The sequence below is a fragment of the Methylocystis sp. ATCC 49242 genome (assembly GCF_000188155.2).
GTDB lineage: Bacteria > Pseudomonadota > Alphaproteobacteria > Rhizobiales > Beijerinckiaceae > Methylocystis.
Genome location: NZ_KE124774.1, coordinates 1,480,791 through 1,507,516, shown reverse-complemented (window position 1 = coordinate 1,507,516; position 26,726 = coordinate 1,480,791). Strand labels below are relative to the sequence as shown.

At 65.3% G+C, this 26,726-nt stretch carries 23 protein-coding genes and 1 tRNA gene; 16 read left to right on the top strand and 8 right to left on the bottom strand.

What is annotated here, in order from left to right:
- The first annotated feature begins 71 nt into the window (after positions 1-71).
- Genes MET49242_RS09390 through MET49242_RS09380 form a run of 3 tightly spaced genes read left to right on the top strand, consistent with a single transcriptional unit; the run spans position 72 to position 1,665 of the window.
- Entirely contained in the window at positions 72-518 is a 447-nt protein-coding gene (locus tag MET49242_RS09390; RefSeq protein WP_036282553.1) for a gamma-glutamylcyclotransferase family protein, read from the top strand.
- Positions 515-1,375, top strand: a complete 861-nt coding sequence (panC, locus tag MET49242_RS09385) for a pantoate--beta-alanine ligase (RefSeq protein ID WP_036282551.1) — start codon at positions 515-517, stop codon at positions 1,373-1,375. The genes MET49242_RS09390 and panC overlap by 4 nt, the downstream gene beginning before the upstream one ends.
- Positions 1,372-1,665 carry an acylphosphatase gene (locus MET49242_RS09380; RefSeq protein WP_036282549.1) on the top strand — a complete coding sequence of 98 codons (294 nt, stop codon included), beginning with the start codon at positions 1,372-1,374 and terminating at the stop codon, positions 1,663-1,665. Before panC ends, MET49242_RS09380 begins: the two co-directional genes overlap by 4 nt.
- Here MET49242_RS09380 and lipB read toward each other — a convergent pair.
- On the bottom strand, positions 1,662-2,396 hold the full coding sequence (lipB, locus tag MET49242_RS09375; protein WP_192815588.1) for a lipoyl(octanoyl) transferase LipB: 735 nt from the start codon (positions 2,394-2,396) through the stop codon (positions 1,662-1,664). The two genes, MET49242_RS09380 and lipB, sit on opposite strands and share 4 nt — an antisense overlap.
- Entirely contained in the window at positions 2,393-2,743 is a 351-nt protein-coding gene (locus MET49242_RS09370; protein WP_036282547.1) for a hypothetical protein, read from the bottom strand. Before MET49242_RS09370 ends, lipB begins: the two co-directional genes overlap by 4 nt.
- 155 nt (positions 2,744-2,898) lie before the next feature.
- Between MET49242_RS09370 and MET49242_RS09365 the strand changes: the two genes are divergently transcribed.
- Positions 2,899-2,983, top strand: a tRNA-Leu gene (locus MET49242_RS09365).
- 76 nt (positions 2,984-3,059) lie between these two features.
- Here the strand turns inward: MET49242_RS09365 and MET49242_RS09360 are convergent.
- Complete coding sequence (locus tag MET49242_RS09360; RefSeq protein ID WP_036282545.1) at positions 3,060-3,242, bottom strand: hypothetical protein; 183 nt, start codon at positions 3,240-3,242, stop codon at positions 3,060-3,062.
- A 194-nt stretch (positions 3,243-3,436) separates the two neighbouring features.
- Positions 3,437-4,354 (bottom strand): polysaccharide deacetylase family protein, encoded by a 918-nt coding sequence (locus tag MET49242_RS09355; protein ID WP_051134098.1) that lies wholly within the window; start codon positions 4,352-4,354, stop codon positions 3,437-3,439.
- Positions 4,355-4,424: 70 nt separating this feature from the next.
- On the opposite strand from MET49242_RS09355, the gene mgtE reads away from it, so the two are divergent.
- From mgtE to rpmF, 4 genes are all read left to right on the top strand, one after another.
- Positions 4,425-5,831 carry a magnesium transporter gene (mgtE, locus tag MET49242_RS09350; protein WP_036282543.1) on the top strand — a complete coding sequence of 469 codons (1,407 nt, stop codon included), beginning with the start codon at positions 4,425-4,427 and terminating at the stop codon, positions 5,829-5,831.
- A 53-nt stretch (positions 5,832-5,884) separates the two neighbouring features.
- Positions 5,885-6,910, top strand: coding sequence for a glycoside hydrolase family 25 protein (locus tag MET49242_RS09345; protein WP_036282541.1), 1,026 nt, complete (start codon positions 5,885-5,887; stop codon positions 6,908-6,910).
- A 95-nt stretch (positions 6,911-7,005) separates the two neighbouring features.
- Positions 7,006-7,389 carry a CZB domain-containing protein gene (locus MET49242_RS09340; protein ID WP_036282539.1) on the top strand — a complete coding sequence of 128 codons (384 nt, stop codon included), beginning with the start codon at positions 7,006-7,008 and terminating at the stop codon, positions 7,387-7,389.
- Between the two features lie 89 nt (positions 7,390-7,478).
- Positions 7,479-7,667 (top strand): 50S ribosomal protein L32, encoded by a 189-nt coding sequence (rpmF, locus tag MET49242_RS09335; protein ID WP_036282538.1) that lies wholly within the window; start codon positions 7,479-7,481, stop codon positions 7,665-7,667.
- Between the two features lie 136 nt (positions 7,668-7,803).
- On the opposite strand, the gene MET49242_RS09330 is transcribed toward rpmF, so the two are convergent.
- Both MET49242_RS09330 and MET49242_RS09325 read right to left on the bottom strand, forming a co-directional pair.
- Positions 7,804-8,604, bottom strand: a complete 801-nt coding sequence (locus tag MET49242_RS09330) for an SDR family oxidoreductase (RefSeq protein ID WP_036282536.1) — start codon at positions 8,602-8,604, stop codon at positions 7,804-7,806.
- 5 nt (positions 8,605-8,609) lie between these two features.
- Positions 8,610-9,107 carry a TerB family tellurite resistance protein gene (locus tag MET49242_RS09325; protein WP_036282534.1) on the bottom strand — a complete coding sequence of 166 codons (498 nt, stop codon included), beginning with the start codon at positions 9,105-9,107 and terminating at the stop codon, positions 8,610-8,612.
- Positions 9,108-9,411: 304 nt separating this feature from the next.
- On the opposite strand from MET49242_RS09325, the gene MET49242_RS09320 reads away from it, so the two are divergent.
- From MET49242_RS09320 to MET49242_RS09285, 8 genes are all read left to right on the top strand, one after another.
- Positions 9,412-11,058 (top strand): SulP family inorganic anion transporter, encoded by a 1,647-nt coding sequence (locus MET49242_RS09320; protein WP_036282532.1) that lies wholly within the window; start codon positions 9,412-9,414, stop codon positions 11,056-11,058.
- Positions 11,059-11,315: 257 nt separating this feature from the next.
- A complete protein-coding gene (ahcY, locus tag MET49242_RS09315; protein WP_036282530.1) occupies positions 11,316-12,725 on the top strand; it encodes an adenosylhomocysteinase in 1,410 nt (469 codons plus the stop codon).
- Positions 12,726-13,096: 371 nt separating this feature from the next.
- Complete coding sequence (locus MET49242_RS09310) at positions 13,097-15,625, top strand: PAS domain-containing sensor histidine kinase (RefSeq protein ID WP_036287520.1); 2,529 nt, start codon at positions 13,097-13,099, stop codon at positions 15,623-15,625.
- The gene (tsaE, locus tag MET49242_RS09305; protein ID WP_036282528.1) at positions 15,622-17,160 is read left to right on the top strand and encodes a tRNA (adenosine(37)-N6)-threonylcarbamoyltransferase complex ATPase subunit type 1 TsaE; all 1,539 of its coding nucleotides are present in this window, start codon (positions 15,622-15,624) and stop codon (positions 17,158-17,160) included. The genes MET49242_RS09310 and tsaE overlap by 4 nt, the downstream gene beginning before the upstream one ends.
- A 34-nt stretch (positions 17,161-17,194) precedes the next feature.
- Positions 17,195-17,887 (top strand): nucleotidyltransferase family protein, encoded by a 693-nt coding sequence (locus tag MET49242_RS09300; RefSeq protein WP_036282526.1) that lies wholly within the window; start codon positions 17,195-17,197, stop codon positions 17,885-17,887.
- On the top strand, positions 17,884-20,979 hold the full coding sequence (gene addB / locus MET49242_RS09295) for a double-strand break repair protein AddB (RefSeq protein WP_244430772.1): 3,096 nt from the start codon (positions 17,884-17,886) through the stop codon (positions 20,977-20,979). Before MET49242_RS09300 ends, addB begins: the two co-directional genes overlap by 4 nt.
- Positions 20,976-24,413, top strand: a complete 3,438-nt coding sequence (gene addA / locus MET49242_RS09290; protein WP_036287514.1) for a double-strand break repair helicase AddA — start codon at positions 20,976-20,978, stop codon at positions 24,411-24,413. Before addB ends, addA begins: the two co-directional genes overlap by 4 nt.
- Before the next feature lie 66 nt (positions 24,414-24,479).
- Entirely contained in the window at positions 24,480-24,968 is a 489-nt protein-coding gene (locus tag MET49242_RS09285; protein WP_036282524.1) for a hypothetical protein, read from the top strand.
- A gap of 35 nt (positions 24,969-25,003) precedes the next feature.
- Here MET49242_RS09285 and MET49242_RS09280 read toward each other — a convergent pair whose 3' ends face one another.
- Positions 25,004-26,059 carry an AI-2E family transporter gene (locus MET49242_RS09280; RefSeq protein WP_051134097.1) on the bottom strand — a complete coding sequence of 352 codons (1,056 nt, stop codon included), beginning with the start codon at positions 26,057-26,059 and terminating at the stop codon, positions 25,004-25,006.
- A gap of 67 nt (positions 26,060-26,126) precedes the next feature.
- Positions 26,127-26,690 (bottom strand): hypothetical protein, encoded by a 564-nt coding sequence (locus tag MET49242_RS09275; protein ID WP_036282522.1) that lies wholly within the window; start codon positions 26,688-26,690, stop codon positions 26,127-26,129.
- Between the last annotated feature and the right edge of the window lie 36 nt (positions 26,691-26,726).

Here is a 26,726-nt window from a genome sequence, read left to right as displayed (position 1 = left end):
CGATCGGCTCCGGCCATGCCGTTCGCGAAGGCGTGATATAGCTCGCGCATAAACCAGCGAGAGACACACGCGTGCCCCTGCATTTTGCTTATGGCTCCAATATGGACGGCGCCGCCATGGCGCGACGATGCCCGCATTCGCGTCTGCTCGGACGCGCGCGGCTCGCCCGATGGCGCCTCGTCGTCATGTCATCCGGATTCGTCAGCATCGCGCCCGACCCGCGCGCCAATGTCCATGGCGCGCTCTGGGATGTCGCCGTCGCCGACGTCGCGGCGCTCGATCGCTATGAGCAGATCGGTCAGGGACTCTACATCAAAAAAATTATGCACGTTTTGCGGGAGCCCTTTGGCGCGGCTCCGGCTCTGGTATACGTCGGGGCCGAACCGGAACAGGGCTCCGCCTGGCCGGGATATATGGCCGACATCGTCGCGGCGGCGCATGCGCTCGGTCTGCCGCCCAAATATGTCGAATATCTATCGAGCCTGTCGGCGGCTCAACGGAAAGGCTTGCGCGAATGAGCTTTGAGGTTCCCGTCGTCGCCACTATCGAGGATTTGCGCAGCTTCGTGCGCGCGCGACGGGCGGACGGCGAGCGGATCGGCCTCGTGCCGACCATGGGCGCGCTGCATGCCGGGCATCTCTCGCTCGTCGAGGAGGCGCGCCGCCATGCGGAGCGGGTGATCGTTACAATTTTCGTCAATCCCACGCAGTTCGGCCCCAATGAGGATTTCCTGCGCTACCCGCGCACGCTGGCGACCGATTGCGAGAAGCTCGGGACCGTCGCGGCGGATCTCGTCTTCGCGCCGACCGTTGAAGTGATGTATCCGAAGGGCTTCGCGACCACGGTGACCCTCGAAGGACCGGCGAAGGCCGACCTGGAGGACCGTTTCCGTCCCGCCCATTTCGCCGGCGTTGCGACGGTGGTGGCGAAGCTCCTCAACCAGGCGCAGGCGGACATCGCGGTTTTCGGCGAGAAGGACTATCAGCAGTTGCTGGTGATCCATCACATGGCGCGAGATCTCGATATGGCGACGCGCATTCTCGCCGGGCCGACGCTGCGCGATCCGGACGGCCTCGCCATGTCCTCGCGCAATGTCTACCTCTCGGCGGAAGATCGCGCCCGCGCGCCCGCGCTGTATCGCGCCCTGTCCGACGCTGCGGCGCGGATCGCGGCGGGCGAGGCGATCGGCCACGTGATGGCCGAGGCGCGCGAGGCGATCGTCGGCGCCGGTTTCGACATCGACTACGTCGAGGCGCGCCACGCCGATACGCTGGCCCGCATCGCCCGTCGCCACGAGGGACCGATTCGCATTCTGGCGGCCGCGCGGCTCGGCGCGACGCGGCTCATCGACAATGTAGCCGTTCCCGCGTCATGAGCGAGCGCAGGCTCGTCCGCATATACGTCGAGGGACGTGTGCAGGGCGTGGGTTATCGCGCCTTTCTGGTCCGCGAGGCGAATGGGCTCGGCCTCGCGGGCTGGGCGCGCAACCGGTCCGACGGGTCGGTGGAGGCGGTCGCGGCTGGCCCCGCCGTCGCCATCGCGGCGCTGATCGACGCAGCAAGGCGCGGGCCTCGTTCTGCGCACGTCGTCGCGCTTCGCGAGGAGGCGGCGGAGGAGGCGGAGATTTTCGAGGCTGAAGGCTTCGTCGTCGCGCCGACGCTTTAACCGTCGATCGTCGGACCGAACACCGCTTCGAAATTCCGCCGCAGCGCGGCGTCGACAGCGGCCATGTCCGCGCCTGCGTCCAAATCGGCGAGGCTGGTGACGCCGAGATGCGATTCGCGCACTCCGCAGGGCGCAATTCCGGAAAAATGGGTCAAATCCGGCGCGACATTGAGCGCGATTCCGTGAAAGCTCACCCATTGGCGCAGGCGGACGCCGATGGCGGCGATCTTGTCTTCGGCGGTTTCGCCGGCGAGCCCGCGCGGCTTGTCAGGGCGCTGGACCCAGACGCCGACGCGCGCCTCGCGCCGCTCGCCCGCGACGCCGAAATCCGCCAGCGTCCCTATGAGCCAGGACTCAAGGGCGCAGACATAGGCGCGCACGTCGCGCTGGCGGCGCGTAAGGTCCAGCATGACATAGGCCACGCGCTGGCCAGGGCCGTGATAGGTGAATTGCCCGCCGCGCCCGGTGCGATGCACGGGGAATCTCGCCTCCAGCAGATCGACGTCCCTGGCCGAGGAGCCCGCCGTATAGATCGGCGGATGTTCGAGAAGCCAGACGCATTCGCGCGCGTTCCCGGAGGCGATTCGCTCCACGCGCGCCTCCATCTCCGCGACAACCTGTGGATAATCGACAAGCCCCTCCCGCGTCCGCCATTCGACCGGCTCCGCGCCGGTATCGAGGCGCATGGCGGCGGCGAGCGAGCCGCGGGGCAGGGGGCAGGGCGCGGTCATTCCGTCGAATTATCCGGCGCAGGCGACCGGCCGCGGGCGCGCTTGATGTCGTCGATCTCCTCCAGCATGTCCCGCAGCGCCCGAATCGCCTTCTTCTCGGCGCGGGTCAGCGGTCGCTCGGGCCGGAAATGATCGAGCAGCACGCCGAGGGCGTCGCCCATGCGGCCGAGCTGCTTGCCATAGCTGCCGACGTTTTCGAGCACTTCTTCCTCGACCTCCGGGGCGCTCGAGCGCCCGAGACTGATATTTATGAGCCCGTATTGATTGCCGAAAGGGCTGAAAAAAGCCGTCCAGGGATTGATGGTCTGCGTGACGTCCCCGGACAGCGGTAGCTTGAAAATCGGCAATGCAGCCTCCTATTTCTGGCAATGACGGTTTTCTACAGCATTTTTCGCGCCTGCGGGCTTGCGGGGCCGCACATGTTCGCGGCGCTCTTGTCATCGTCCAGTCAATTTGTTAGAGGCTGCGCGCCGGCGCTTCGCAGCTAGCGAAGCAGCCCCGTGCGGTCGTGGCGGAATTGGTAGACGCGCTAGCTTGAGGTGCTAGTTGGGCAACCAGTGGAGGTTCGAGTCCTCTCGACCGCACCATTTCACGCAAGATTTCTCACGTGAAATCTTTGTGTGCGATTGACGGCGTCAGCTTCATATCAACGCACAGGCTCGCTCAGCTCTGGTGCGGCCCGAGCATCTCCTTCAACGCCGCTTCGACACTGCGCCAGGTCTTGGCCTCGTCGGTCTTGCCCTCTTCCTCCAGAGCGCGGGCTTTCTGGGCCGCCTCTGCAACGGCCTTGTCCCCCCGCGCCGCAAGTAATTGACGGGCGTAATCGTAAAGCTCGGGCCCTTCCATGGATTCGCTCCTTCTCGTCGAGCGCGGATTGGCGCTCCCGAAACATATAGGGCGCGCGGCATGGGGGGAGAGGTCTGGTCGCGGACGGGCGGGAAGCATCCGCCCCACCAACGTGCTGAGCACGCGAACGGCGGGTCCGTCTCCGAGATGGGATCGTCCAATTCACGTCGTAGCGTAAGGCTCCAGACGCGCCTTCACTTCCCCCCATCCGGCGTGTCGTCCAGCCCATGCGTGTGCCCGCCCTCGGCGTCGTGATCATGCGCGTGCGGCGCCGACTTCGCCTTTGTTCCCAGCACCTTCTCGATGATCGGCTCCGTCGTCGAGGTCCAGCCCGCGCCCGCCGCGACGATGGGCGTCTCGCCGTCCCCGGGAACCATATGGACGAGTCGGTACCCCCGCGATTTCAGTTCGCGCAGGAAGTCCGGCAGCATCTGCGCGGTGGTCGCCTTCGAATCGTGGAAAAGCACGATTCCCTTCCCGGCCTTCTCCAGCCGCGACAGCACGAGGTCGAGCTGGGCCTTTGGCGTCATCTCCTTCCAGTCCGAGGCCCAGACGTCGGAGCCGAAAACCGTGTAGCCGCGACCATTGAGGTCCGCGACGAGCTCAGGCGTGTCAGCGAAGCCAGGAAAACGGAAGAAGGGCGCCGTCTTCCCGCCCGCGGCTTTCTCGACCGCCGCGATCCCCTTGTTGATGTCGGCCTTTGCGGCGGCGTCGGTCATCAGCCGTAGGGTCTTGCCGGGATGACTGAATGAATGATGGCCGATGCTGTGCCCCTCGGCGGCGGCGCGTTTCACCAGCGCGGGCGACTCTTCGGCGCTGTGGCCGATGACGAAAAAGGTCGCCTTGGCGCATTCCTTCGCGAGCGCGTCCAGCACGCGGGCCGTGGTCGGGGCCGGACCGTCGTCGAAGGTGAGCACGACCTCATGGTCCTGCAAATCGAGCGTGCGGGGGTAGCTTTGCAGGCCGACGGCGCTTCCCTTGCCGCGGTTTATCGTGATCGTGCGGGAGACGCCCAGCGACTCCGGCCCGCAGCCCTCGCGGGCCAAGGCGAAGCTTCCGGCCGGCATGAGCGTCGCGAGAGCGAAGAGGAGAGCAAGCGAAAATCTTGTCATGTGGGTTTTGCCGGTTTGCTTACGCGCCTGCGCGGGTTAAGAGCCTTCAGCCTTATAGCGGGATTCGGTCATGCCATTCGACCAGGAAGAAACGGCGACGGCCGCCGAAGGTTTCCGTCAGGGCGGCGGATTCGGTTCCGAATTCGTTTTCGAGGTCGAGGCGGCGGTTGCGCTCGGCAATTCCGAGCGTGTGCACGAGCTTATCGGCGACATGCACGAGGCCGATCTCGGCGCGCTGCTCGAACTGCTCAGTCACGAGGCTCGCCCGCGCCTTGTCGAGCTGATGGGCAGCGACTTCGACTTCACCGCGCTGATGGAGGTCGGCGAGGCGACCCGCGAGGACATTCTCGAGGAACTGCCCGTCGAAACGCTCGTCGAAGGCGTGCGCGACCTCGAAAGCGACGACGCCGTCGCCATTCTGGAGACGCTCGAGCCGGAAGAGCAGGCCGAGGTTCTGGAGGCGCTGCCGGCGCATGAGCGCATCGTTCTGCGCCGTTCGCTGGATTATCCGGAGGATTCGGCCGGCCGTCTCATGCAGACGACGCTCATCGCCGTTCCGCCCTTCTGGACGGCGGGCCGCGTGCTCGATTTCTTCCGCGAGACCGACGCCGAGATCCTGCCCGACAGCTTCTTCGAGGTCTTCGTCGTCGATCCCGGCTACCATCTGCTCGGCACGGTGTTCCTCGACGCGCTGGTGCGCGCGAAACCGTCGGCGCGGCTCGACGAGATCATGCAGGCCGACCGGCGGCGGGTGAAGGCGACCGAGGACGGCGCCGAGGCGGCGCGGCTGTTCGAGCGCTACAATCTGGTTTCGGTTCCCGTCGTCGACGAATCCGAGCGGCTCGTCGGCGTGCTGACCATCGACGACATCGTCGACGTCATCCAGGAACAGGCGTCGGAAGAAATCAAGGCGCTCGGCGGCGTGAATCCGGAGGAGGAGCTGACCGACGATTTCTGGTGGATCGCGCGCAGCCGCTTCACCTGGCTGTTCGTCAACATGCTCACCGCCTTCATCACCTCGAGCGTGCTCAAGAGCTTCCAGTCGCAACTCGAGCAGATGGTGGCGCTCGCCGTGCTGGGGCCGATTGTCGCAGGGCAGGGCGGAAGTTCGGCGACGCAGACCATGACCGTCGCCGTGCGCGCGCTCGCGACCCGGGAGCTCACCCCCGCCAATGCTTGGCGCATTATTTTTCGTGAGCTTGCGATCGGCGCCGTCAATGGCGCGGCGTTCGGACTCGTCACCGGCCTCGTCGCCGCCAACTGGTTCCAGAATGTCGGGCTCGGGCCTGTCATGGCCTTGGCGATGTTCACGAATCTCGTCGCCGGGGCGCTGGGGGGCATCATCGTGCCGCTGGCGTTCGACCGGCTGAAATTCGATCCGGCGGTTTCGTCGGGCCCCTTCGTGACGACAATCACCGACGTCGTCGGCTACGGCGCCTTCCTCACAATTGCCAGTTTGTGGTTCCATCTGAACTGAGTCGCGGCGGCGCATTAACGCTTCGTTACCGGCTGAGGGGATAATTTGACGGAATGCGCTCGTTGAAATGTTCTCTTTCGCGCCTTTTTGCGCTCGCCTGCGTTGCGGCGAGCGGCGCGTCTCTCGTCGCTTGCGGCAGCGCCGTCGATCCCGGCTACGCCCGTCGTCCCCGCTTCGCCACCAGCGCCCCCCTGATGAACGCCAAGCGGGACCCGAGCTTCCTCGCTTATGCGGTGCCCGAGTCGGAGCTGCATAATTTCCCGGCCACCCGCAGCGCCGAGTTCGCCGTTCACGGGATCGACGTCTCCAAATATCAGGGCGACATCGACTGGCAGGCGGTGAAGGATTCCGGCGTCGCCTTCGCCTTCATCAAGGCGACCGAGGGCGGCGACCGCACCGACTCCAAGTTTCAATACAACTGGGCCGCCGCCAAGGCCGCCGGCGTTCCGCGCGGCGCCTATCACTTCGTCTACTGGTGTCGCCCGCCGCATGAGGAGATCGGCAATTTCGCTTCCGTCGTTCCGAACGACCCGGACGCGCTCCCGCCGGTGCTCGACGTCGAGGCGACCCCCGAATCGAAGAGCTGCAAGCGCACGCTCTATCGCGAGGAAGCGCTGCGCGACATGCGCGCCATGCTGGAGCAGATGGAGCGCCATTACGGCAAGCGGCCGATCATCTATTCCTCGGTCGACTTCTATCAGGCGATCCTGCACTCGGACGCGTTGTCCGAATATCCGATCTGGGTGCGCTCGACGAAATATCACCCGAAGGTCCGTTACGGCGACCGGAAGTGGACGTTCTGGCAGTATCGTTCGGATGGCCGAGTGCCCGGCATCCCCGGCGCGGTGGACCAGAACACCTTCAACGGCAGCTACGACCAGTGGCGCAGCTGGCTCGCCTCGCAGACGGGGCTGAAGGCCGCGCCAATGGCCGCGGTTGCGAAGCCGGTCGACGATCGCGGCGCCAAGCAGCTGATCGAGGAAGATCCCGCCATGCTGCCCGCGGCCGACAAGGGCGCCGGCGCCTCGGCGGCTCCGACGCCGCCGGCCGCCGTCGATAATCCGCCAGACAAGGGATAGCCGGCGTCAGCGCGCAAGGCGCGCAAAAGCCTCCGCTTCTACGCTTCGCTTCGAAAGGCGCGTCTCGCGTCGATCAAAGCCAGGGTAGACGCGTCATGGATTTTGATCTCAATCAGGCGATCGCGGCGCATGGCGCCTGGAAGCGCACGCTGCGCAGGGCGATCGTCGCCCAGGAAGAACTCGACGCGGCGACCATCGGAAAGCACGACCGCTGCCCCCTGGGTCAATGGCTTCATGGCCCGGCCAGGGAAAAATACGGTCATCTCTCCGCCTATCGGGAATGCGCCGGCGCCCATGCGATTTTTCACCTCGAGGCGGGCAAGATCGCGCTTCTCGTCAATCAGCGCCGTTACGCCGAAGCGGAATTTGCCCTCAACCCCGCGACGGCCTATGAAGCCGCCTCCACCCGGCTCGCAACTGCGATGTCCAGCTTGTGGCGCGACGCCGTCGTGAACGCCGACGCGCTTGCAGAAGACTAGCCAGCGCGGGTTTTTTCGTGTATCCGCACCCCACCTGTTTCCGCCGCGCGCGCTTCGCTCGCGGCCTTCGCGGTTTGGAGAAATAGAAAATGGCCGTTCCGAAGAGAAAAACCTCGCCCATGAAGCGGGGCTTCCGCCGTTCCGCCGACGCGCTCAAGGCGCCGACCTATGTCGAGGACAAGGACTCGGGCGAGCTGCGCCGTCCGCACCATGTCGACCTGAAGACCGGCATGTATCGCGGCCGTCAGGTGCTCAAGGTCAAGTCTGCGGAAGAGTAAGACTGACTTCAGGAACAGGATTATGAAAAGCGGGCCGGGTCGGCTCGCTTTTTTGTTTGCGCGTTTCACCCGCCTGCAGCCGCATTTTTTTCAGCGGAGGGGCGCGCGGCGCGTCCTCCCGATTTCGGCGAGCGACTCAGCGGCGTTGCTGCGCCGTCGCCAGAATCGGCAGCAGGATCGCGCGCGGCGTTACCCCTGCGCTCCAGACGAGCAGCTTGTTGATCGTCCCCGGCACGACGACGCGTTTGCCGGCCATCAGCCCGTCATAGCCCTGCCGGGCGACTTCTTCCGCCGGGAGCATGGCGGGCTTCATCGCCCCCATCGCGCCGCTGAAATCGAAGCCGGCGCGCGCCTGGAATCCCGTCTGCACGGGTCCGGGGCACAGGCAGGAAACCTTCACGCCCTGCGGCTTCAACTCCTGCGCGATGGCCTCGCTGAAGGAGCGCACGAAGGCCTTGGTCGCGTAATAGACCGCGAAACCGGGCCCCGGCATGAAGGATGCGACCGAGGCGACGTTGAGAACGCCGCCCCTCGTCGCCGCGAGGTCGGGCAAGAATCGAAGCGTCAGCGCGGTTAGCGCGCGAATATTGAGGTCGATCATGGCCAGCTGTTCCGACTGATCGAGCTCAGCCGCGCGGCCGATCAGCCCGAACCCGGCGTTGTTGACGAGATACTGGGGCGCAAGGCCGGATTCGGCGAGTTGCGCGGCCAGCGCCTCGACGGCGCCCTCCGCCAGAAGATCGAGATCGATGACGGTCGGCCGCTTCGCGCCCCCGCCCTCGATTTCATCGGCGAGCGTCTCCAGCCGGTCGCGACGACGGGCGACGAGCGCGACCTCATGGCCCTTTGCGGCGAAAACACGGGCAAGCTCGGCTCCAATGCCCTCCGACGCGCCGGTGACGATCGCGGCGGGGCGGATCGTTGAACAGTCGCTCATCGGCCTCACTCCTTTGGCCGCGACCAGGGGCCTTCCGCGGGAGGCGCGGCAAGACTGTCGCGGACCTCGCGCCGCAGCTCGACGCGGTCGCGCGTCGAGACGCCGAGAAGCTCGGCGACGCGCCACACGACATTCTCTTCGAATTCATGCACCGCGCCGTCGGCGTGGGCCATGTCCCACAACATGCCGATGACCTGACGGCGGCCGTCTTCGTCGAGACGTCGTTTCAGCACGCTGGTGAAGCGATAGAGGTCGACGGCGTCGGCCTCGCTTTCGCGCGCGGCGTCGATCAGTTCGCGCGCTTCCTCCGGCGACTGCCCGAAGCGCGCCTCCACGAGCTGCTGGATGCGGGCGCGCTCACTGTCGTCGAACTCGCCGTCGATCGAGGCGATGTGGACCAGCAGGGCGGCGGCGGCCAGTTGATAATCGGCGGCCTCCAAGGGCTTGGGCCGCTCGGCCTCGCCGGTGAGTTCGTTGATGAAATTTTTCAGGGCGGTCAGCATGGCTTCTCGGCTCGGAGGCGGAAGGTGGCGTCGGCCTTGCTATAGAGGAGCCGAGGGCGAATGGGTAGCCACGGAAACATGCGCCTCGGAAATGGCGTCGCCGATTTTTCCGGCGTCGTCGCCTCCCGGCCGGGCGCAGGGATTTTCCGGAAGGACAAAATTTGGGCGCCTGCTCTCCCTATGGGACCAGCGGATGAATATAAGAGCGGATCAGCGCGACCACCTGAAAGCAAAGCTGCGGGGTGGTCCGCCGGTTGAATTTGTGACGGGCGCTCATCCTTCCCGGACGGAGTTTGCAACGACAATGAACAGCAATATTCGCGACGCCGAGCCGCCTCGCATGGGCCTTGCCGGGCTCAGGCAGAACTGGCGAGCGGACGCGGCCGCGGGCTTTCTCGTTTTTCTCATCGCCCTGCCGCTCTGTCTGGGCATCGCGATGGCCTCAGGGTTTCCGCCGCAAGCAGGCATCATCACCGCCATCGTCGGCGGTCTCCTCGTTTCCCGCATCAACGGGTCCTTCGTCACGATCAACGGCCCGGCGGCGGGCCTCATCGTGGTCGTGCTGGCCTCAGTGCAGGAGCTGGGGCAGGGCGACGCCATGGCGGGCTATCGCTACACGCTCGCGGCCATCGTCTGCGCCAGCGTCGCTCAGACGCTGCTCGGCTATTTCAAGGCCGGCAAGCTCAGCGCCTTTTTCCCTTCATCCGCCGTCCACGGCATGCTCGCCGCCATCGGCATCATTATCATGGCGAAGCAGTTCCATGTGATGATGGGCGTGAAGCCGGAAGCGGAAACGCTGTTCCAGACCATCGGCGCCATTCCCTCGACCTTGCGGGACATGAACCCCGAGGTTGCGACGATCGGCGGCGTTGGCCTCGCCATTCTGTTCGCCTGGTCGCTCGTCAAGAATCGTTACGTGAAGATGATCCCGGCGCCGCTTGTCGTCGTCATCGTCGGCATGGCGCTCGGGCAATATTTCGATCTCGAGGACGAGCACATCTTCCTCTTCCTGCCCGACACGCCTTTCCTGCCGCATCACGAATTCACGATCGGCCCGAAATTCCTCGTGGCGATCCCCGAGAACTTCTTCGCCGGTTTCGCCTTTCCGGATTTCTCGCTGATCTTCTCGCTCCGTTTCTGGCAGCAGGTGATCGCCCTCTGTCTCGTCGGCAGCCTCGAGAGCCTGCTCAGCGCGGCGGCGGTGGACAAGCTCGATCCCTGGAAGCGGACCTCGGACCTCAACCGCGACCTCGCCGCCGTCGGCGTCGGCAATGTCATCTGCGGCATGATTGGCGGCCTGCCGATGATTGCGGAGATCGTTCGCAGCTCCGCGAACTGCAACAATGGCGCGCGCACGGGCTGGTCGAACTTCTTCCATGGCGTCTTCATGCTGATCTTCGTGGCCCTTTTCCCGAAGCTTATCCATGAGATCCCGCTGGCTTCGCTCGCCGCGCTGCTGGTGTTCACGGGCTATCGGCTCGCCTCTCCAAGCGAGTTCAGGAAGACGCTGGCGATCGGCTGGGACCAACTCGGCGTCTTTGTCATCACCATCCTCGGCGTGCTCGCGACGGATCTCCTCATCGGCGTCGCGATCGGCGTTGTGGCGGAGTTCGTCCTGCACTTCTGGCGCAGCGTGAACTGGAGTGAGGTTCTACGGCTGCGGCTCGACATCACGGCGACGGAAGAAGGCGTCTATAGCGTGAAGCTCGTCGGCGCGGCCTTCTTCGCCAATGTCATCGCGCTCAAGAAGGACCTCGCGCTCATTCCTCCCGGCAAGACCGTGGTCTTCGATCTGTCCGACGCGGCGACGGTGGATCATACGGTGATGGAGTTCCTGCACAATTATTGTCAGGACTACGAGCGCGCCGGCGGCCGCGCCAAGGTCGGCGGGCTGGACAACCACGCCTCGACCTCCGCGCATCCGCTGGCGCCGAGAAAGCGGGTGGCGTGAGGGCGCCGCATCACAATTTGGGCGAAAGACCTGTCGACACGACCATTCAGCGCCCGCTCACGCGGCCCTGGACGGCTTCAGGCGAAATCATGGAGCCTGACGCGTTTGCCGGCCCCTTCTCCCCACGATCGGTATGGGTAAAAGGATCTGGAATTGACATAAACAAATCTTTATATGTTTATTGCCTTCTGTCTCCACCCCTGCTATAGCCCCCTCAGCGCCGGGGCGCCGGCGGCCTTCCCGAGCAGAGGATTCTCATGACCGCTCATCACTTCAACGATTACGCCATCGCCGATATTTCGCTGGCCGACTGGGGCCGCAAGGAACTCAACATCGCCGAGACCGAAATGCCGGGCCTGATGGCGACCCGCGCCGAATATGGCCCGTCGCAGCCGCTCAAGGGCGCGCGCATCGCCGGCTCGCTGCACATGACCATTCAGACGGCGGTCCTCATCGAGACGCTGAAGGCGCTGGGCGCCGACGTCCGCTGGGCCTCCTGCAACATCTATTCGACGCAGGACCACGCCGCCGCGGCCATCGCCGCCACCGGCACGCCGGTCTTCGCCGTCAAGGGCGAGAGCCTCGAAGATTATTGGGACTACACCCACAAGATCTTCGAGTGGGGCGACGGCGGCTGCCCGAACATGATCCTGGACGACGGCGGCGACGCCACGCTCCTCATCCATCTCGGCCTGCGCGCCGAGCAGGGCGACACCGCTTTCCTCGACAAGGCGACCAATGAGGAAGAGGAAGTCCTCTTCGCCGCGATCAAGAAGCGCCTGAAGGCCAATCCGGGCTGGTACGGCCGCAACGCCACCGCCATCAAGGGCGTCACCGAAGAGACGACCACGGGCGTGCATCGCCTCTATGTGATGCACAAGGAGGGCAAGCTCCTCTGGCCGGCGATCAACGTCAACGACTCGGTCACCAAGTCGAAGTTCGACAATCTCTATGGCTGCCGCGAGTCGCTCGTCGACGGCATCCGCCGCGCGACCGACGTGATGATGGCCGGCAAGGTCGCGTGCATCGCCGGTTATGGCGACGTGGGCAAGGGCTCGGCCGCCTCGCTGCGCAACGCCGGCTGCCGCGTGCTCGTGACCGAAATCGACCCGATCTGCGCCTTGCAGGCGGCGATGGAAGGCTATGAAGTGACGACGATGGAAGACGCCGCCTCGCGCGCCGACATCTTCTGCACCGCGACGGGCAACGTCGACGTCATTACGACCGAGCACATGCGCGCCATGAAGGATCGCGCCATCGTCTGCAACATCGGCCACTTCGACTCGGAGATTCAGGTCGCCGGCCTGCGCAACCTCAAGTGGCACAATGTGAAGCCGCAGGTCGACGAGATCGAGTTCCAGGACGGCAAGCGCATCATCCTGCTGGCTGAAGGCCGTCTCGTGAACCTCGGCTGCGCGACGGGCCATCCGTCCTTCGTGATGTCGGCGTCCTTCACCAACCAGACGCTGGCGCAGATCGAGCTGTGGACCAAGCAGGGCCAGTATCCTGTCGGCGTCTACACGCTGCCCAAGCAGCTCGACGAAAAGGTCGCGGCGCTCCACCTCGACAAGATCGGCGTCAAGCTCACGGAGATGACGGACGAGCAGGCCAAATATCTGAACCTGCCGAAGAACGGCCCGTTCAAGCCCGAGCATTACCGCTACTGATACGAGCCTCCCCGGCTTTCGTTTTCCCAAACCAGACTTCGCGGCCCCCTCCTTCGCTGGAGCGGGGCCGTCTTTTTTTCACGACTGCGAAATTACATCGAGAAACACGATTCCGTTTTGGTCGCTTGCGTTCTAGATTGGGGTGATTCGTACGGCGCGTCACCGAACCGGCTTCAGCAGAGTTTCAGTTGCGAGCCGCTTGTCTCCTCCCCGGAGATCACGCGCACGGCCCGCGTCTTTTCAGGCGGCGTTTGCGCGTTCGTCGCGGTGTCCGCCTACGGCGTTGTTGTGAAGAGCACCCGCAATCGACCGTGGAGACCGGTAATCATGACATGCAGGCTGGAATGTGCGCGAGCGGAGGCGTCTCGGCGATGACGCGACGTGACGAACCGCATTCCGGTGAAAGGACTTCCCGGTCCGCCGCGCGTTTGCGGGCGCGGCTCGCGGGCGGGGTTTCCGCGCTCGTCGCCGGCGCGCTCTTCGCCCCGGCGGCCTCGGCGCAAGCCATCAATCTCGTCGGCGGTCTGCCTTTCGACTCGGAGGTCGTTAGCTTCGCCTTCAGCGGCGGACTGGCGCTGTTCTCCGCCGTGGTGGCGCTGACCCATATCAGCGAACGCAAGAGATGGCAGCGGCGCGAAGCCGCGCTCGTCGAGGAGCTGGAGGAGACCCGCGCAAGACTCGATCGCGCCAAGACCTTTCTCGCGAGCGAGGCGCAGATTCTCATCGCCTGGGCGGGGCCCGACAGCGAGCCCGACATCAACGCCTCGTCGATGCTTCTCGCGGAATCCGTTTCGCCGCGCCGCATCCTCGGCTTCGGCGCCTGGCTTGCGCCCAAGGACGCGCAGGACCTCGAAGCCGCCGTCGAGAGCCTGCGGCGAAAGGGCGAGGGGTTCCGCATGCCGCTCGCCGGACTCGCCGGGCGCCATTTCGACGCCGAGGGCCGCGCCGTCGGCGGAAGCGCCGTCCTGCGCATACGCGAAGTCTCGGGCGACCGACTGGAGCTCATCGGCTTGCGGGAGCGCCATGCGGCGGCGCAGAACGAACTTGCGGGCCTCCGAACGTTGCTGGAGGCGACGCCGGCGCCGGTCTGGATACGCGACGCCGAGGGGCGGCTCTCCTTCGTCAACAGCGCTTATGCGGCGGCCGTCGAGGCGGCGGAGCCCAGGGACGCCGTTGCGCGCGGGCTCGAACTGCTCGAACAGCCGGCGCGCGCCGCGGCGGCGCAATCGCTCGAAAAAGGCGCGGTCTGGCGTGCGCGGGTTCCGGCCGTCGTCGCCGGCGAGCGCCATCTGCTCGACGTGACGCAGACCGCGACGCCCGAAATGGCGGCCTCGATCGCCATCGACCGTCACGAAGTCGAGACGGTGCGCGCCGATCTGCAGCAGCAGATGCAGTCGCATGTGCGCACGCTGGATCAGTTGCCGACGGCGGTGGCCATCTTCGATCGCGGCCGCCGGCTCATCTATCACAACGACGCCTACGCCAAGCTCTGGCAGATCGACGCGCCGTTCCTCGAACAAAAGCCGACGGACGGCGAAATCCTCGACCGGCTGCGCGCCGAGCAGCGAGTCCCTGTCGAAAGCGACTACAAGGCCTGGAAGGAGCGGCTCTTCGAGGCCTATCGCTCGCCCGAGCCGATCCGCCATACCTGGCATCTACCGGACGGGCGCATCATCGACGTCGTTGCGCATCCCAATACGCAGGGCGGCGTCACCTATCTCTACGACGACACGACGAAGGCCTACGATCTCGAGACGCGGTTCAATGCGCTCAACCGCACGCAGAGCGAGACGCTCGAGACGCTGCGCGAGGGCGTCGCGGTTTTCGGAGCCGACGGACGGCTGAATTTCTGCAATCCGGCCTTTGCGCAATTGTGGCGGCTCGATGTCGAACAGCTCGACAAGAAGCCGCGGTTCGACGCGATAGTCGCGCAATGCAGGAAACTGCACGACAATGCGGAGACGTGGGCGGAGCTGCAATGTTTCGTCACGGGCCTCGCAGAAATGCGTGAGGGCTTCACGCGCCGCATCGAGCGCAGTGACGGCGTCGTGCTCGATTGCACGGCGCAATCCCTACTCGACGGCGCCGCGCTGCTCACTTTCGTCGATGTGACGGCCGACGTTAATGTCGAGCGCGCGCTCACCGACCGGAACAAGGCGCTGCTCGCCGCCGAGAAACTGCGCAACGACTTCATCCATCACGTCAGCTACGAGCTGCGTTCGCCGCTCAACAACATCAACGGTTTCGTCCACTTGCTCGGCGAGGAATCGACCGGCCCGCTCAATCCGCGCCAGCTCGAATATCTGGGCTATGTCAGCAAGTCCTCGGCCGCGCTGCTCGCGATCATCGACGACATTCTGGATCTCGCGACGATCGATCAGGACGCGCTGGAGCTCGAATTTTCCGATGTCGACGCCGAGGCGACGATGCGCGCGGCGATCGAGGGCGTGCAGGACCGTCTCGCCGAAAATTCGATCGACGTGCAGATCGTTGCGATGGACGATGTCGGCACGTTCCGGGGCGACGCCAAGCGCGTGCGGCAGATCCTCTTCAATCTTCTCTCCAACGCCATCGGCTTCTCGCGTCCGGGGCAGACCGTGACGCTCGCAGCCATGCGACGGGGCGACGAGGTGGTGTTCAAGGTCACCGATCGCGGCCGCGGCATTCCGCCGGAAGTGCTCGAACGCGTTTTCGATCGCTTCGAGTCGCATACGGCAGGCTCGCGACATCGTGGCGTCGGACTCGGCCTCTCGATCGTGCGCGCCTTCATGGAGCTGCACGGCGGCAAGGTCTTCATCGACTCCGCGCCGGGCGAGGGAACGACGGTCACCTGCGTCTTCCCGGCGCAGGCGGCGAATGAGCAGGACAGGCCAGCGGCGGCCGGAGGAGGTGCGGAATGACCGAGGAAGCCGCGGGCAAATCAGTCTGGCGCGTCGACATCGCCGACGAAGCAGGAACTATCGCGTTAGCGCAGGATATCGCGTCGCTTGTAAAGGTCGGCGACACGGTGACGCTCGCCGGCGATCTCGGCGCGGGCAAGACGACCTTCGCCCGGGCGCTGATGCGCAAGCTGCTTGGCGATCCGACGCTCGAGGCCCCGAGCCCGACCTTCACGCTGATGCAGGTTTACGAGAGCGGCGACGTGCGCATCGTGCACGCCGATTTCTACCGCATTTCTTCATCGTCCGAACTCGCCGGCCTCGGCTGGGAGGAGGCGACGGACGATTCGATCGTGCTCGTCGAATGGGCCGAGCGCGCGCTGGATGCTATGCCGCCGGACCGGCTCGACATCCGCCTGAGCTTCGCCGACGCCGACAATCGCGATGCGCGCCGGGCCACCATCTCCGGACATGGCGCCTACGCTCCCCGCCTCACCGCCTTCAAGGCGTTGCGCGAGCTTCTGCGCAGGGAAGGGTGGAGCGACGCCAAGCGCAGCTTCCTGCTCGGCGACGCCTCGACCCGCGCCTATGAGACGCTCGAAAAACCCAATGGACAGCGCGCGATCCTGATGATCTCGCCGCCCCGTCCCGACGGTCCGCCGATCCGCTACGGCAAATCCTACAGCGCCATCGCGCGTCTTGCGGAAAATGTCCGGCCCTTCGTCGCGCTCGCCAACGGTCTGCGTGAGCAGGGACTCTCCGCGCCGGAAATTTACGGCCAGGATCTCGACGCGGGGCTGCTCATCGTGGAAGACCTCGGCCGCGAGGGCGTCGTCGACGCGAACGGGCCGATCACGGAGCGCTATCTCGAAGCCGCAGCGGCGCTCGCGCATCTCCATTCGCGCCGCCTGCCGGACATGCTGCCCGTCGCGGGCGATGGCAATTACCACATTCCGCCCTACGATCTCGACGCGCTGCTCGTCGAGGTGGATCTGCTGCTGGAATGGTATGTCGGCCATCTGAAGGCGACAGTCGCCTCGGGCGCGCGCGCGATCTTCACCAATCTCTGGCGTCAGGCGCTGGCCGATGTCGCCGCAGCGCCGCCGACATGGACGCTGCGCGACTATCACTCGCCGAACCTGCTATGGCTCGACCGTCGCGAGGGAATTGCGCGCGTCGGCATTATCGACTTTCAGGATTGCGTGCTCGGGCATCCGGCCTATGACATGGCCTCGCTCGGACAGGACGCGCGCGTCACTGTGCCGGACGAACTGGAGTTGCGGTTGCTCGCGCATTACGCCAAGCTGCGGCGCGACGCTGACTCGACATTCGATATGGCCGCTTTCGCCAAAGCCTACTCGATTCTTGCGGCGCAGCGCGCGACGAAAGTGCTCGGCATCTTTGCGCGGCTTGATCAACGCGACGGCAAGCCCCAATATCTCGGGCATCTGCCGCGTGTGGAATCCTATCTGAAAAAGAGCCTGAGGCATCCGGCGCTGGCCGACATCAAGGCGTGGTATGAAGCCAATCTTCCCGGACTGTTTCGCGACGCATGAGGTCGCCCTGACAACTGTCGTTCCAGAGATCGCGATGGTGTTCGCAGCGGGGCTCGGAACGCGCATGCGGCCGATCACCGACGTCACGCCCAAGCCGCTCGTCAGCGTCGCGGGGCGCACGCTGATCGATCGCGCGCTCGACGATTTCACGCAAGCGGGCGTCAAGACGGCGATCGTCAATGTGCATCATCTCGCTGACCAGATCGAGGCGCATATCTCCACGCGCGCCGATCCCCGCATCGTCATATCCGACGAGCGCCCGCTGCTGCTCGACCAGGGCGGCGGGATAAAGAAGGTCCTGCCGCTCATCGGCGACGCGCCTTTCTTCATCTGCAACACCGACGCCTTCTGGATCGACGCGCCGCAGTCCAATCTCGTCGCGCTCGCGCGTGCGTGGGACCCGGAAAAGATGGACGCCGCGCTGCTGCTCGCGCCGACGCAGGGCAGCGTCGGCGTGGACTGGGAGGGCGATTTCGATCTTGCCGAAGACGGCCGGATCATTCGCCGGGAGGGACCGAAGCCTTACGTCTACTCCGGCGTGGGCCTGATCAAGCCGCAGCTTTTCGCCAAGGAGAAAAGCGACGTCTTCAAGCTCGCGCCGTTCCTCTTTTCGGCTGCGGAAAGCGGCCGCCTCTATGGCGTCGTCTCTAGCGGATTGTGGTTGCATGTCGGCACGGTCGCAGCGATCGCTGACGCGGAGAAGGCGATCGCGGCGCGACGCAAGTGAGCGGCGTCATGCGCCGCAACGTCTTTACCATCGCGCCCGGCGCGCCTTTTCTCGAGACCTTCGTCGAAGCCTTTCTCGCGGGCGAAATTGTCGCGTCCGTCTCACGCGCGTCTCCGCCGCTCGCCATGGCGCGCGCGACGATCTATGTGCCGACGCAACGCGCCGGCCGCGCCCTCGCCGCGCAATTCGCGCGCGCCTATGACCGGGGCGCGACGCTTTTGCCTCGCATCCTCCCTCTTGGCGGACTGGAGGAAAGCGAAACCGCGGCGTTGTTCGGCGGCGCCGAGGACTTCGACGATGCATTGCCGGCGCCGATCGAGGAACTGGAACGCCGGCTGCTTCTGGCGCAACTCGTCATGCAATGGTCGAAGGCGATCGGTCGCGCCATCCTTTCGATCGACCCGACAGGCGCGCCGGTGCTCGACGAGACGGAGCCGTTGCTCGTCGCTTCATCGCCATCCGGCGCCTATGCGCTCGCCGCCGATCTCGGCGCGCTGATCGACGAATTCATCATCGAAGACGTCGCGCCCGAGGCGATCGACCGTATCGTCGACGATTCATTCGACAAATACTGGTCGATCACGACGCAGTTCCTGCGCATCGCGCTGCACCAGTGGCCGGACATTCTGAGCGAGCGCGGACGCATCGACGCCGCATCGCGTCAGAAGATTCTTCTGGAAGCGCAGGTTGCGGCGCTTGCGCAACAAAAACACGGCGGGCCAGTGATCGCGCTCGGCTCGACCGGCGCGCATCCCACCACCGCGCGCCTGCTTGCCGCCATCGCGGCGCTGGAAAATGGCGCCGTCATCCTTCCCGGCCTCGATCGCGAGATGAGCCCGGACGCATGGGCCCGCGTCGGCGAGAGCGACGACGAGCCGGCGTTCAGCCATCCTCAGACGATGCTTAAACGGCTGCTGAATGTGATGGGCGTCCACCGGGAGGACGTGTGCGAACTCGGCAAGGTTTCGCCGGAACTTTCCGGGCGTCGCGCTCTGGTCGCCGAGGCGATGCTGCCCGCAATCGAGACCTCCGCATGGCGCCTATTTCGCGCGTCGCATGGCGCAAGCTTCGTTTCCGCGCTCGAAGATGTGAGCGCCATTGAAGCGCCGGACGAGCGCATGGAGGCGTTGGCGCTCGCGCTTTTCATGCGCGAGGCTCTGGAAACGCCGCAACGGACGGCCGCGCTCGTCACCCCCGACCGCAATCTCGCGCGTCGCGTCGCGGCCGAATTGCGTCGCTTCGACATCGAGATCGACGATTCCGGCGGCGCCTCTCTGGCGTCGACTTCCGAGGGCGTGCTTGCGCGGCTCGTCGCAGAGATCGGCGCCGAAGGTTTCAGCGCCGTCAATGTCGCGGCGCTCCTCGCGCATCCCCTCGCGCTTCTCGGTCACGCGCGCGAAAAGGTCGCTGCGCTCGCGCCGCTGGTCGAGATCGGCGTGCTGCGTGAGCTTGGCGCCGGCCAGCATGGCTTGTCAGCCAGCGTCGCCAAAGCGCGGGAATTCGCGGGGGCGCGCCATGCGCATCCCGCCGCGCATCGGATCAGCGATGACGAATGGCGCGATATCGAAGCGCTTTTACGCCAATTGGAGGCGGCGTTTGCGACCTATGTTTCATTGCGGGGAGAAAATGCGCTCTCCACCTGGGCGCAGGCGCATCGCGCCGCTTTCGAGGCGTTGACGCAAGGCGCCTCCGAAGCCGACGACGGCGCGCAGGCGCTGTTCGGTCTCTTCGACAGGCTGATCGCCGCCGAGGCGCCTCCGGGCTTCGACGCGCTGAGCTATGCTTCTCTCTTCGACCGCATTTCCTTCGAAACGACCTTGCGCGGTCCGCGCCGCGCGCATCCGCGCCTCAAAATTCTCGGGCCGCTCGAGGCGCGCCTGATCGAGGCCGATCTCGTGCTGATCGGGGGTCTCGACGAAGGCGTCTGGCCGCCGCAGACGGACACGGGCGCCTTTCTCAATCGCTCGATGCGGCGCCAGCTCGATCTGTCGCCGCCGGAGCGGCGCATCGGCCAGAGCGCGCATGATTTTGTGATGGCGCTCGGCGCGCAGAGCGTCGTGCTGAGTCGCGCGGTCAAGCGCGGCGGTTCGCCGACGGTCGCCTCGCGTTTTCTGACGCGGCTGGAAGCGCTCGCGGGAGACGCCTTCGCAGGCTGCAAGGCGCGCGGCGACCGGATGCTCGCCATCGCCGCCGCGCTCGATCATCCGCGAGATTATGTGACCATCGCGCGTCCCGCGCCGCGCCCGCCGATCGATCTGCGGCCAACGAAACTGAGCGTCACGCGCGTCGAGCGGCTGCGCCGCGATCCTTACGCGATCTACGCCGAATATGTGCTGAAACTCGTCCCGCTCGCGCCCCTGGGCGCCGAGATCGGCGCGCGCGAAAGGGGCACGGCGCTTCATGAAGCGCTCGCGGAATTCGTCATGCGCCATCCGCGCGGGCCATTGCCGCCCGATGCGCGCGCGCAGCTTCATGACATGGCGCGCAGGAAACTGAGCGATTTCTTTCTGGATCCGGCCTTCGCGACTTTCACATGGCCGCGCATCGCGCAGGGACTCGATCACGCCCTCGACTTCGAGCAGGAGCGGCGATCGGAGGGCTGTGAAATCTTCATCGAGACGCGGGGCGCATGGCGCCTGCCGCTCGAGGATGGATCGACTTTCACACTCACCGCCGTCGCAGACCGCATCGAGGTCGATCCTCATGGGCGCGCCTATGTCTTCGATTACAAGACCGGCGCGCCGCCCAGCGTGAAACAGGTCGGCGCAGGATGGGCGCCGCAGCTCACATTGGAGGCCGCGATGGTCGAGGCCGGCGCCTTCGCGGATGTCGGCGTTCATCCCGTCGGGGGCGCCGCCTATGTCGGCCTGAAGGACGGCGGCGACACGCAATGGCTCAACTGGAAGGACAGGGGCTTCGCCGACGTCGTCGCGACGCATCGCGTCGAGGTCGAAAAAATGCTGTCGCAATATCGTGCGTCGGCGACGCCTTATCCATCGCGACCTTTCGTCGCCTTCGTGTCGGGCGTCGGGGACTATGATCATCTTGCGCGCGTGAAGGAATGGTCGCGCGGCGGCGGGGACGGCGCATGACGATCCGGCCCGTGGGCAGCCTCACGAAAAACGCGCAGCGCGATGCGTCCGACCCCGCGGCGTCCGCCTGGGTTTCCGCCAACGCCGGCTCGGGCAAGACGCATGTGCTGTCGCAGCGCGTCGTGCGGCTTTTGCTCGCGCGCGTGCCGCCGTCGCGGATTCTTTGCCTCACTTACACCAAGGCCGCGGCCGCAAATATGTCGGCGCGAATCTTCGACGTTCTGGCGCGCTGGGCGCTGCTCGACGATGAATCCTTGATCCGTGAGATAGAGGCGACAGGCGCCGACCGGCCGTCGCGGGCGGAACTGAACGTTGCGCGCTGTCTCTTTGCGCGCGCGGTGGAGACGCCGGGCGGACTGAAAATCCAGACGATCCATGCGTTCTGCGAGAAGCTGCTGCATCATTTTCCGTTCGAGGCCAACGCGCCGGCAGGCTTTCGCGTGATCGACGACATGGAGCGCGCGGAGCTGCTCGAAGCATCGAAGCGGCGCGCGCTCGATTGCGCCATGCGTGACTCAGGCGCGTTGCGTCATGCGCTGGAGCATGTCGCGCGCGAAACGTCGGGCTTCGGATTCGATAATCTTTGTGACGAACTGCTCGGCAATCGTGACGCGCTGGCGCAATTTTCCGACCGTGAAACCTACGCGCTGCGATTGCGCGCCAGGCTCGGCCTGCGCGCGGAAGAGACGCTCGCGCGCATTGAAAAGGAAATCGTCGAAGGAGGCGAACCCTGGCCTGATTGGCCGGCTCTGGCGAAGGCTCTGCGCGGTGGTTCGAGCAATGACGGCAAGCTTGCCGACAGTCTCGAGCGCGCTTACGCGCTCGCGCCGCACCCCGATTGCATCGACATCTATCTCTCGGCTTTCTACACGCAGAAGGGCGAACCACGTGGCGCCGGCAAGACGAAAATCATTACCGCGGGCCTTGTAAAAGGCGAACCCGGCCTGCTGGAGCGCATGGAGGAAGAGCGCGATCGTCTCGCGCCGCTGATCGAAAAACGCAAGGCGGCGGCGACTGCGGAGCGTTCGATGGCGCTCATGACGCTTGGCGACGCAATCGTGACGGAATATTCGCGCGCCAAGCGTTACCGCAATCTGCTCGATTACGACGATCTCATCGAGGGCGCGCGGCGCCTGCTGCAGCGATCGAGCCCCTCCTGGGTTCTCTACAAGCTCGACTCGCAGATCGATCACATCCTCCTCGACGAGGCGCAGGATACGAGCGCGGCGCAGTGGGATATTCTCACCGCCATCGCGGACGAGTTTTGCGCCGGCGACGGCGCACGTCATATGGCGCGCACATTCTTCGCGGTCGGCGACGAGAAGCAGTCGATCTTCTCCTTCCAGGGCGCGGCGCCGGAGAAATTCGACGCCATGCGGCGCGATTTCGAGCGACGCTTCAGGACTGTCGAGCGGCTCTTTCGCGACGTGCGCCTGCTGCAATCGTTTCGTTCCGCGAAGGGCATATTGGAGGCGGTCGACATGGTGTTCGGCCATGCCGGCAATGGCGCCGGACTCGCCTCCGATCCGCTGGCGGGCATGCCGAAGCATGAGGCGTGGAAAACGGATGTCCAGGCGCTCGTGGAGATATGGGAGCCGATTGGCTCGCAGAACGCCGAGGAGCCGGCGGATTGGCGGTTGCCGCTGGATTACGTCGAGGAGAATGATCCCGCCGAACGACTCGCCGGCAGGGTTGCGCGAAAGATAAAGACGCTGCTGGCGCCGGACAGCGGCGAATGCGTCGAGGACAAGGGCAGGCTGCGTCCCGTGGAAGCCGGCGACATTCTCATCCTCGTGCGCAAGCGGGGCCCTTTCTTCGAGGCGCTTATCCGCGCGCTGAAGGCGGAGCATGTGCCGGTCGCGGGCGCGGATCGTCTCGACCTTGCCGATCATATCGCGGTGAATGATCTCGTCGCGCTCGGCCGCGCGGCGCTTCTCGTCGAGGACGATCTCACGCTGGCGACGGTGCTGAAATCGCCGCTCATCGGATTCGACGACGATGATCTCATCTCCTTGGCGCCGCGCCGGACGGGATCTCTCTTCAGCGCGCTGAAAAATTCCGGCGACGAGCGTCATCGCCACGCCGCGCAAACGATCGACGCATGGCGCCGGGACGCGGCAACGCTCGCGCCCTTCGATTTCTACGGACGGATTCTCGGTCCGGGCGGCGGGCGGACAAAACTTGTCGCGCGTCTCGGCGCCGAGGCCAATGACGCAATCGACGAGTTCCTGCGTCTGGCGCTCACTTTCGAACGTGAGCAGGCGCCGTCGCTGACGAGCTTTCTCGCGATGGTCGAAACGCTCGACCTGTCGATCAAGCGCGACATGGAGGCGGCGGGCGCGGCGGTGCGCGTGATGACGGCGCACGCCGCGAAAGGGTTGGAGGCCAAGATCGTCTTCCTGCCCGACACCTGCGGCGCGCCGGCGGGCAAGCATGATCCGAAACTTTTCAGGCTTGGAGAGGACGACGACGTTTCGCTCGTCTGGTCGCTCGACAAGGCGAGCGATCCGGCGGCGCTCGGCGCGGCGCGCGCGCGTCATCGCGACGCCGAGCGCGCGGAGCATCAACGCCTGCTCTATGTCGCGCTGACACGCGCTGAGGAGCGGCTTTATATCGCCGGCTATCACGGATCGCGCGGACCGGCGGATGGCTGCTGGTACAACGCCATTCGCGATGCGCTTGAGCCCGCCTGCAATGCGTTCGCGGATCCCTTCGAGCCGGAGGGCGCAATCCTCAGGCTTGGCGAGGTTCCGCCGCGTCATGACCTCGCGCGCACGGTCGCGCGCGAGTCGCTGGTCGAAATTCCCGCCTTCGCGCACACGGCGGCGCGGCGCGAAATCGATCCCGCGCCGCCGCTGCGGCCGTCGAGCGCGCTCGCTGGCGCCGACGCGTTTGCGTCGGGCGCCGCAGCCGCGCCGAACCGGCGTGACGCCGAGCGGGTGCTGGAGGGGCGACTGACGCATGCGTTGCTGCAACATCTGCCGACCTGCGCCGAACCGCGCCGGCGGGCGGCGGCGGAGCGCTTTCTCGCTTTGCGAGGCGAAGGACTCGACGACGCGCGGCGCAATGCGATCGCGCAGGCGGCTCTTGCGGTGATCGAAGATCCTGGCCTTGCGGATTTGTTCGGCCCTCAATCGGCGGCGGAGGTCGACATTGTCGCTGCGCTTGATAACGGGCTTTTCGTTTCCGGCCGAATTGACCGGCTTGCGGAGACGGAAAACGAGGTGCTCATCGCCGATTTCAAAACCGGTCGGGCGCGCGAGGCGCCCGAGCCCGATCAATTGCGCCAGCTGGCGCTCTATCGCGCGGCGATCGCGCCGCTTTATCCCGGCAAGCGTTTGCGCTGCTTTCTCGTCTGGACTCAAACGGCCACGGCCATGGAGGCGCAGGACGCGGCGCTCGATGCGGCGTTCGAACGGGCGCGGGAGCGTTAATTTTCATTGATAACGGGCGCGCAAAGACGCGTCGGCACCGCAACCTGTCGATAATCGAAGCGCGCTATGGTGTCGCTCCAGATGATCGACACGGACGAATTTTCTATCGAACGCCCTTTACCTGGCTGGCTGAGAGCAGGACTCGCGGCGACGGGCCTGTTCTGCATCGTGACGCCGGCGTGGGAGTTTCGTCACGTCTTTCTGCATCCCGATTTTTCGACGCTGTTCTTCGGTTTCCTCACTCTGGGCGCCTGGACGGTTGGCGGCGGCTTCATCCTCGCCGCCTGGTTTGGCGAAGATCAGCGCTGGCGGGTTCGAGACGGCGTGATCGACATCGAGCGGACAAGGGTCGGCTGGCGCAGCACTACCGCGGTCCGGCGCGAGAATTTACGTGAAATGCGAGTGCGGTTCTTTCCCGACGATGACGGGCCGGACGTCTACCGCGTTGTGCTCGCGCTGGAGAGCGGCGAGGAATTCGAGAGCCCCGCCTTTGAAAAGAGCCACAACGCCGAGGAACTGGCGGCGCGCCTGCGGCGCCGCCTACATCTCGAATAGAGCGCTTCTCAGGAAAGGCTTGTGCGGTTTTCCGTCTATGCGTTCGCGCGGCGGCGCCAGAACTCCAGCATCAGGCTCGTCGTCGTCATTGCGATCGGACCGAGCACAAGACCGGAAGGCCCGAACAATTGTATGCCGCCGAGCATGGCGATGAAGGCGGGCGCAGTGTGCAGGCGCAGCGTGTCGCTGATGAGCAGGGGACGAACCAGATTGTCCGAGCTGGCGATCACTACGCCGCCCCAGAGACCGAGCGTCAATGCGTCGGCCCATCGGCCCTCGATCGCCAGAAAGATCGTCGCCGGCACCCAGACGACGAAAGTCCCGAGCACCGGCACGATGGCGAGGAGGCCCATGATCAGCGCCCAGAACACAGGGGAGGGGAAGTTGAGCCACCAGAAAATGAAGCCGCCGAGCGCGCCCTGCAAGGCGGCGACGGCGAGCGTGCCATAGATGATCGCGTAGATCGTGTCGCGGATGCGCACGATCAGCTTGCGGGTCTCGATGTCCGAAAAGGGTGAAAGGCGCAGCAGCGCCTCGACGCCAGCCTTGCGGTCGCGCAGGAAGAAGAAAAGCATGTAGAAGGAGAGCAGCACCGTCAACGCCTGGCCCGTCGATTGCCTGATGAACAATGCGCCGGCGTTGGTCAGGAAGGCGCCGACCCGGCTCAGAACATCCTGCAGGTCGAATTGTCCCTCGATCCAGTTATTGACCGTCTCCAGCCAGGGATGCGCCTTCAGGAAATCGACCCACTTGCCCTGAGTCACTTCCTGCTGGATGTAAGCTGCGCCCTCGACGGCTTCGTTGATGAGCCGTTCCGACACGAATGCCAGCGGCCCGACAATGATCAGCGCGACGATGAGCACCGAAAGCGCGGCGCCGAAGGAGCGGCCCATGACCGCTTCGATGGCGCGATGCGGACGCAGAAAGACGACGGCGAGAACGAGCGCCCAGGTGAGACTGGAGAGAAACGGCGCCGCGAGCAGCAGCGTGACAGCGACAAAGACGAGCGTGAGGCCGAGGCGCGCGAGAACGAAGATGTCCACCGCCGCGCGTGTCGGCTCAGGCGCGCCGGGAGGCGTCTCGTCAGTCATCTCTTCCCTCCGTCGTGTTTGCGTCTGTCCTCTTGAAGATCAGGGCTGGCGGGCCTGACAGGAACGGCTAGAACCCGCACTCTTTCGGCAGTTTCTCGTCGGACCAGTCGGCAAGTTTCGGCGCCGGACGTTTGAAGTCGACGGGTTTTCCATCGCGCTTGCCTTTGCCTGTGAGGAAATTCAGGTCGCAGGAATGCGTGTTGCTCGGGTCGAGCGTGTCGTATGACTCGTGCGTCAGTCCGGCGACGATGAATTCCTTGTTGCGATAGACGACCGTCAGCGTCTGGCTCCATCTGTCGCGGCCGATCCCGGTGTTCTCCGACTTGATGAGCAGCGACCCCTTCGCGTTGGTTTCGAGAGACGGGCGCGCGCCCCACATTGCTCCGCTCCATGCGGCGTCCTTTTTGATCAGCGCGGGCTTTGCAGGCGTCGCGAGATCGCGCGCAGGCTCCAGCCCGCGATAGATATAAAGGTCGGCGCCGGCGTCGCCGTTCTCCACGAGCGCGGCGCGATCCGTGTCTCCGTTCTCGAAGCTCAGCGTAACGGTGGAAATGACCCGGGAGTAGTCCGCCTCCGCATATGCAGCCGTCGCAATGTTCGTGGCCGCCAGAAGAACTGCAATCCCTCGCATCGCCGAATGCCCCTCTCGGATTGAAAAAAAGCCGCC

Excerpts from the sequence above, each read along its gene's own strand:
- panC (WP_036282551.1), top strand. The coding sequence starts at position 515 with ATGAGCTTTGAGGTTCCCGTCGTCGCCACTATCGAGGATTTGCGCAGC.
- MET49242_RS09380 (WP_036282549.1), top strand. The coding sequence starts at position 1,372 with ATGAGCGAGCGCAGGCTCGTCCGCATATACGTCGAGGGACGTGTGCAG.
- lipB (WP_192815588.1), bottom strand. The coding sequence starts at position 2,396 with ATGACCGCGCCCTGCCCCCTGCCCCGCGGCTCGCTCGCCGCCGCCATG.
- MET49242_RS09360 (WP_036282545.1), bottom strand. The coding sequence starts at position 3,242 with ATGGAAGGGCCCGAGCTTTACGATTACGCCCGTCAATTACTTGCGGCG.
- MET49242_RS09355 (WP_051134098.1), bottom strand. The coding sequence starts at position 4,354 with ATGACAAGATTTTCGCTTGCTCTCCTCTTCGCTCTCGCGACGCTCATG.
- mgtE (WP_036282543.1), top strand. The coding sequence starts at position 4,425 with ATGCCATTCGACCAGGAAGAAACGGCGACGGCCGCCGAAGGTTTCCGT.
- MET49242_RS09345 (WP_036282541.1), top strand. The coding sequence starts at position 5,885 with ATGCGCTCGTTGAAATGTTCTCTTTCGCGCCTTTTTGCGCTCGCCTGC.
- MET49242_RS09340 (WP_036282539.1), top strand. The coding sequence starts at position 7,006 with ATGGATTTTGATCTCAATCAGGCGATCGCGGCGCATGGCGCCTGGAAG.
- rpmF (WP_036282538.1), top strand. The coding sequence starts at position 7,479 with ATGGCCGTTCCGAAGAGAAAAACCTCGCCCATGAAGCGGGGCTTCCGC.
- MET49242_RS09330 (WP_036282536.1), bottom strand. The coding sequence starts at position 8,604 with ATGAGCGACTGTTCAACGATCCGCCCCGCCGCGATCGTCACCGGCGCG.
- MET49242_RS09325 (WP_036282534.1), bottom strand. The coding sequence starts at position 9,107 with ATGCTGACCGCCCTGAAAAATTTCATCAACGAACTCACCGGCGAGGCC.
- MET49242_RS09320 (WP_036282532.1), top strand. The coding sequence starts at position 9,412 with ATGAACAGCAATATTCGCGACGCCGAGCCGCCTCGCATGGGCCTTGCC.
- ahcY (WP_036282530.1), top strand. The coding sequence starts at position 11,316 with ATGACCGCTCATCACTTCAACGATTACGCCATCGCCGATATTTCGCTG.
- MET49242_RS09310 (WP_036287520.1), top strand. The coding sequence starts at position 13,097 with ATGACGCGACGTGACGAACCGCATTCCGGTGAAAGGACTTCCCGGTCC.
- tsaE (WP_036282528.1), top strand. The coding sequence starts at position 15,622 with ATGACCGAGGAAGCCGCGGGCAAATCAGTCTGGCGCGTCGACATCGCC.
- MET49242_RS09300 (WP_036282526.1), top strand. The coding sequence starts at position 17,195 with ATGGTGTTCGCAGCGGGGCTCGGAACGCGCATGCGGCCGATCACCGAC.
- addA (WP_036287514.1), top strand. The coding sequence starts at position 20,976 with ATGACGATCCGGCCCGTGGGCAGCCTCACGAAAAACGCGCAGCGCGAT.
- MET49242_RS09285 (WP_036282524.1), top strand. The coding sequence starts at position 24,480 with ATGGTGTCGCTCCAGATGATCGACACGGACGAATTTTCTATCGAACGC.
- MET49242_RS09280 (WP_051134097.1), bottom strand. The coding sequence starts at position 26,059 with ATGACTGACGAGACGCCTCCCGGCGCGCCTGAGCCGACACGCGCGGCG.
- MET49242_RS09275 (WP_036282522.1), bottom strand. The coding sequence starts at position 26,690 with ATGCGAGGGATTGCAGTTCTTCTGGCGGCCACGAACATTGCGACGGCT.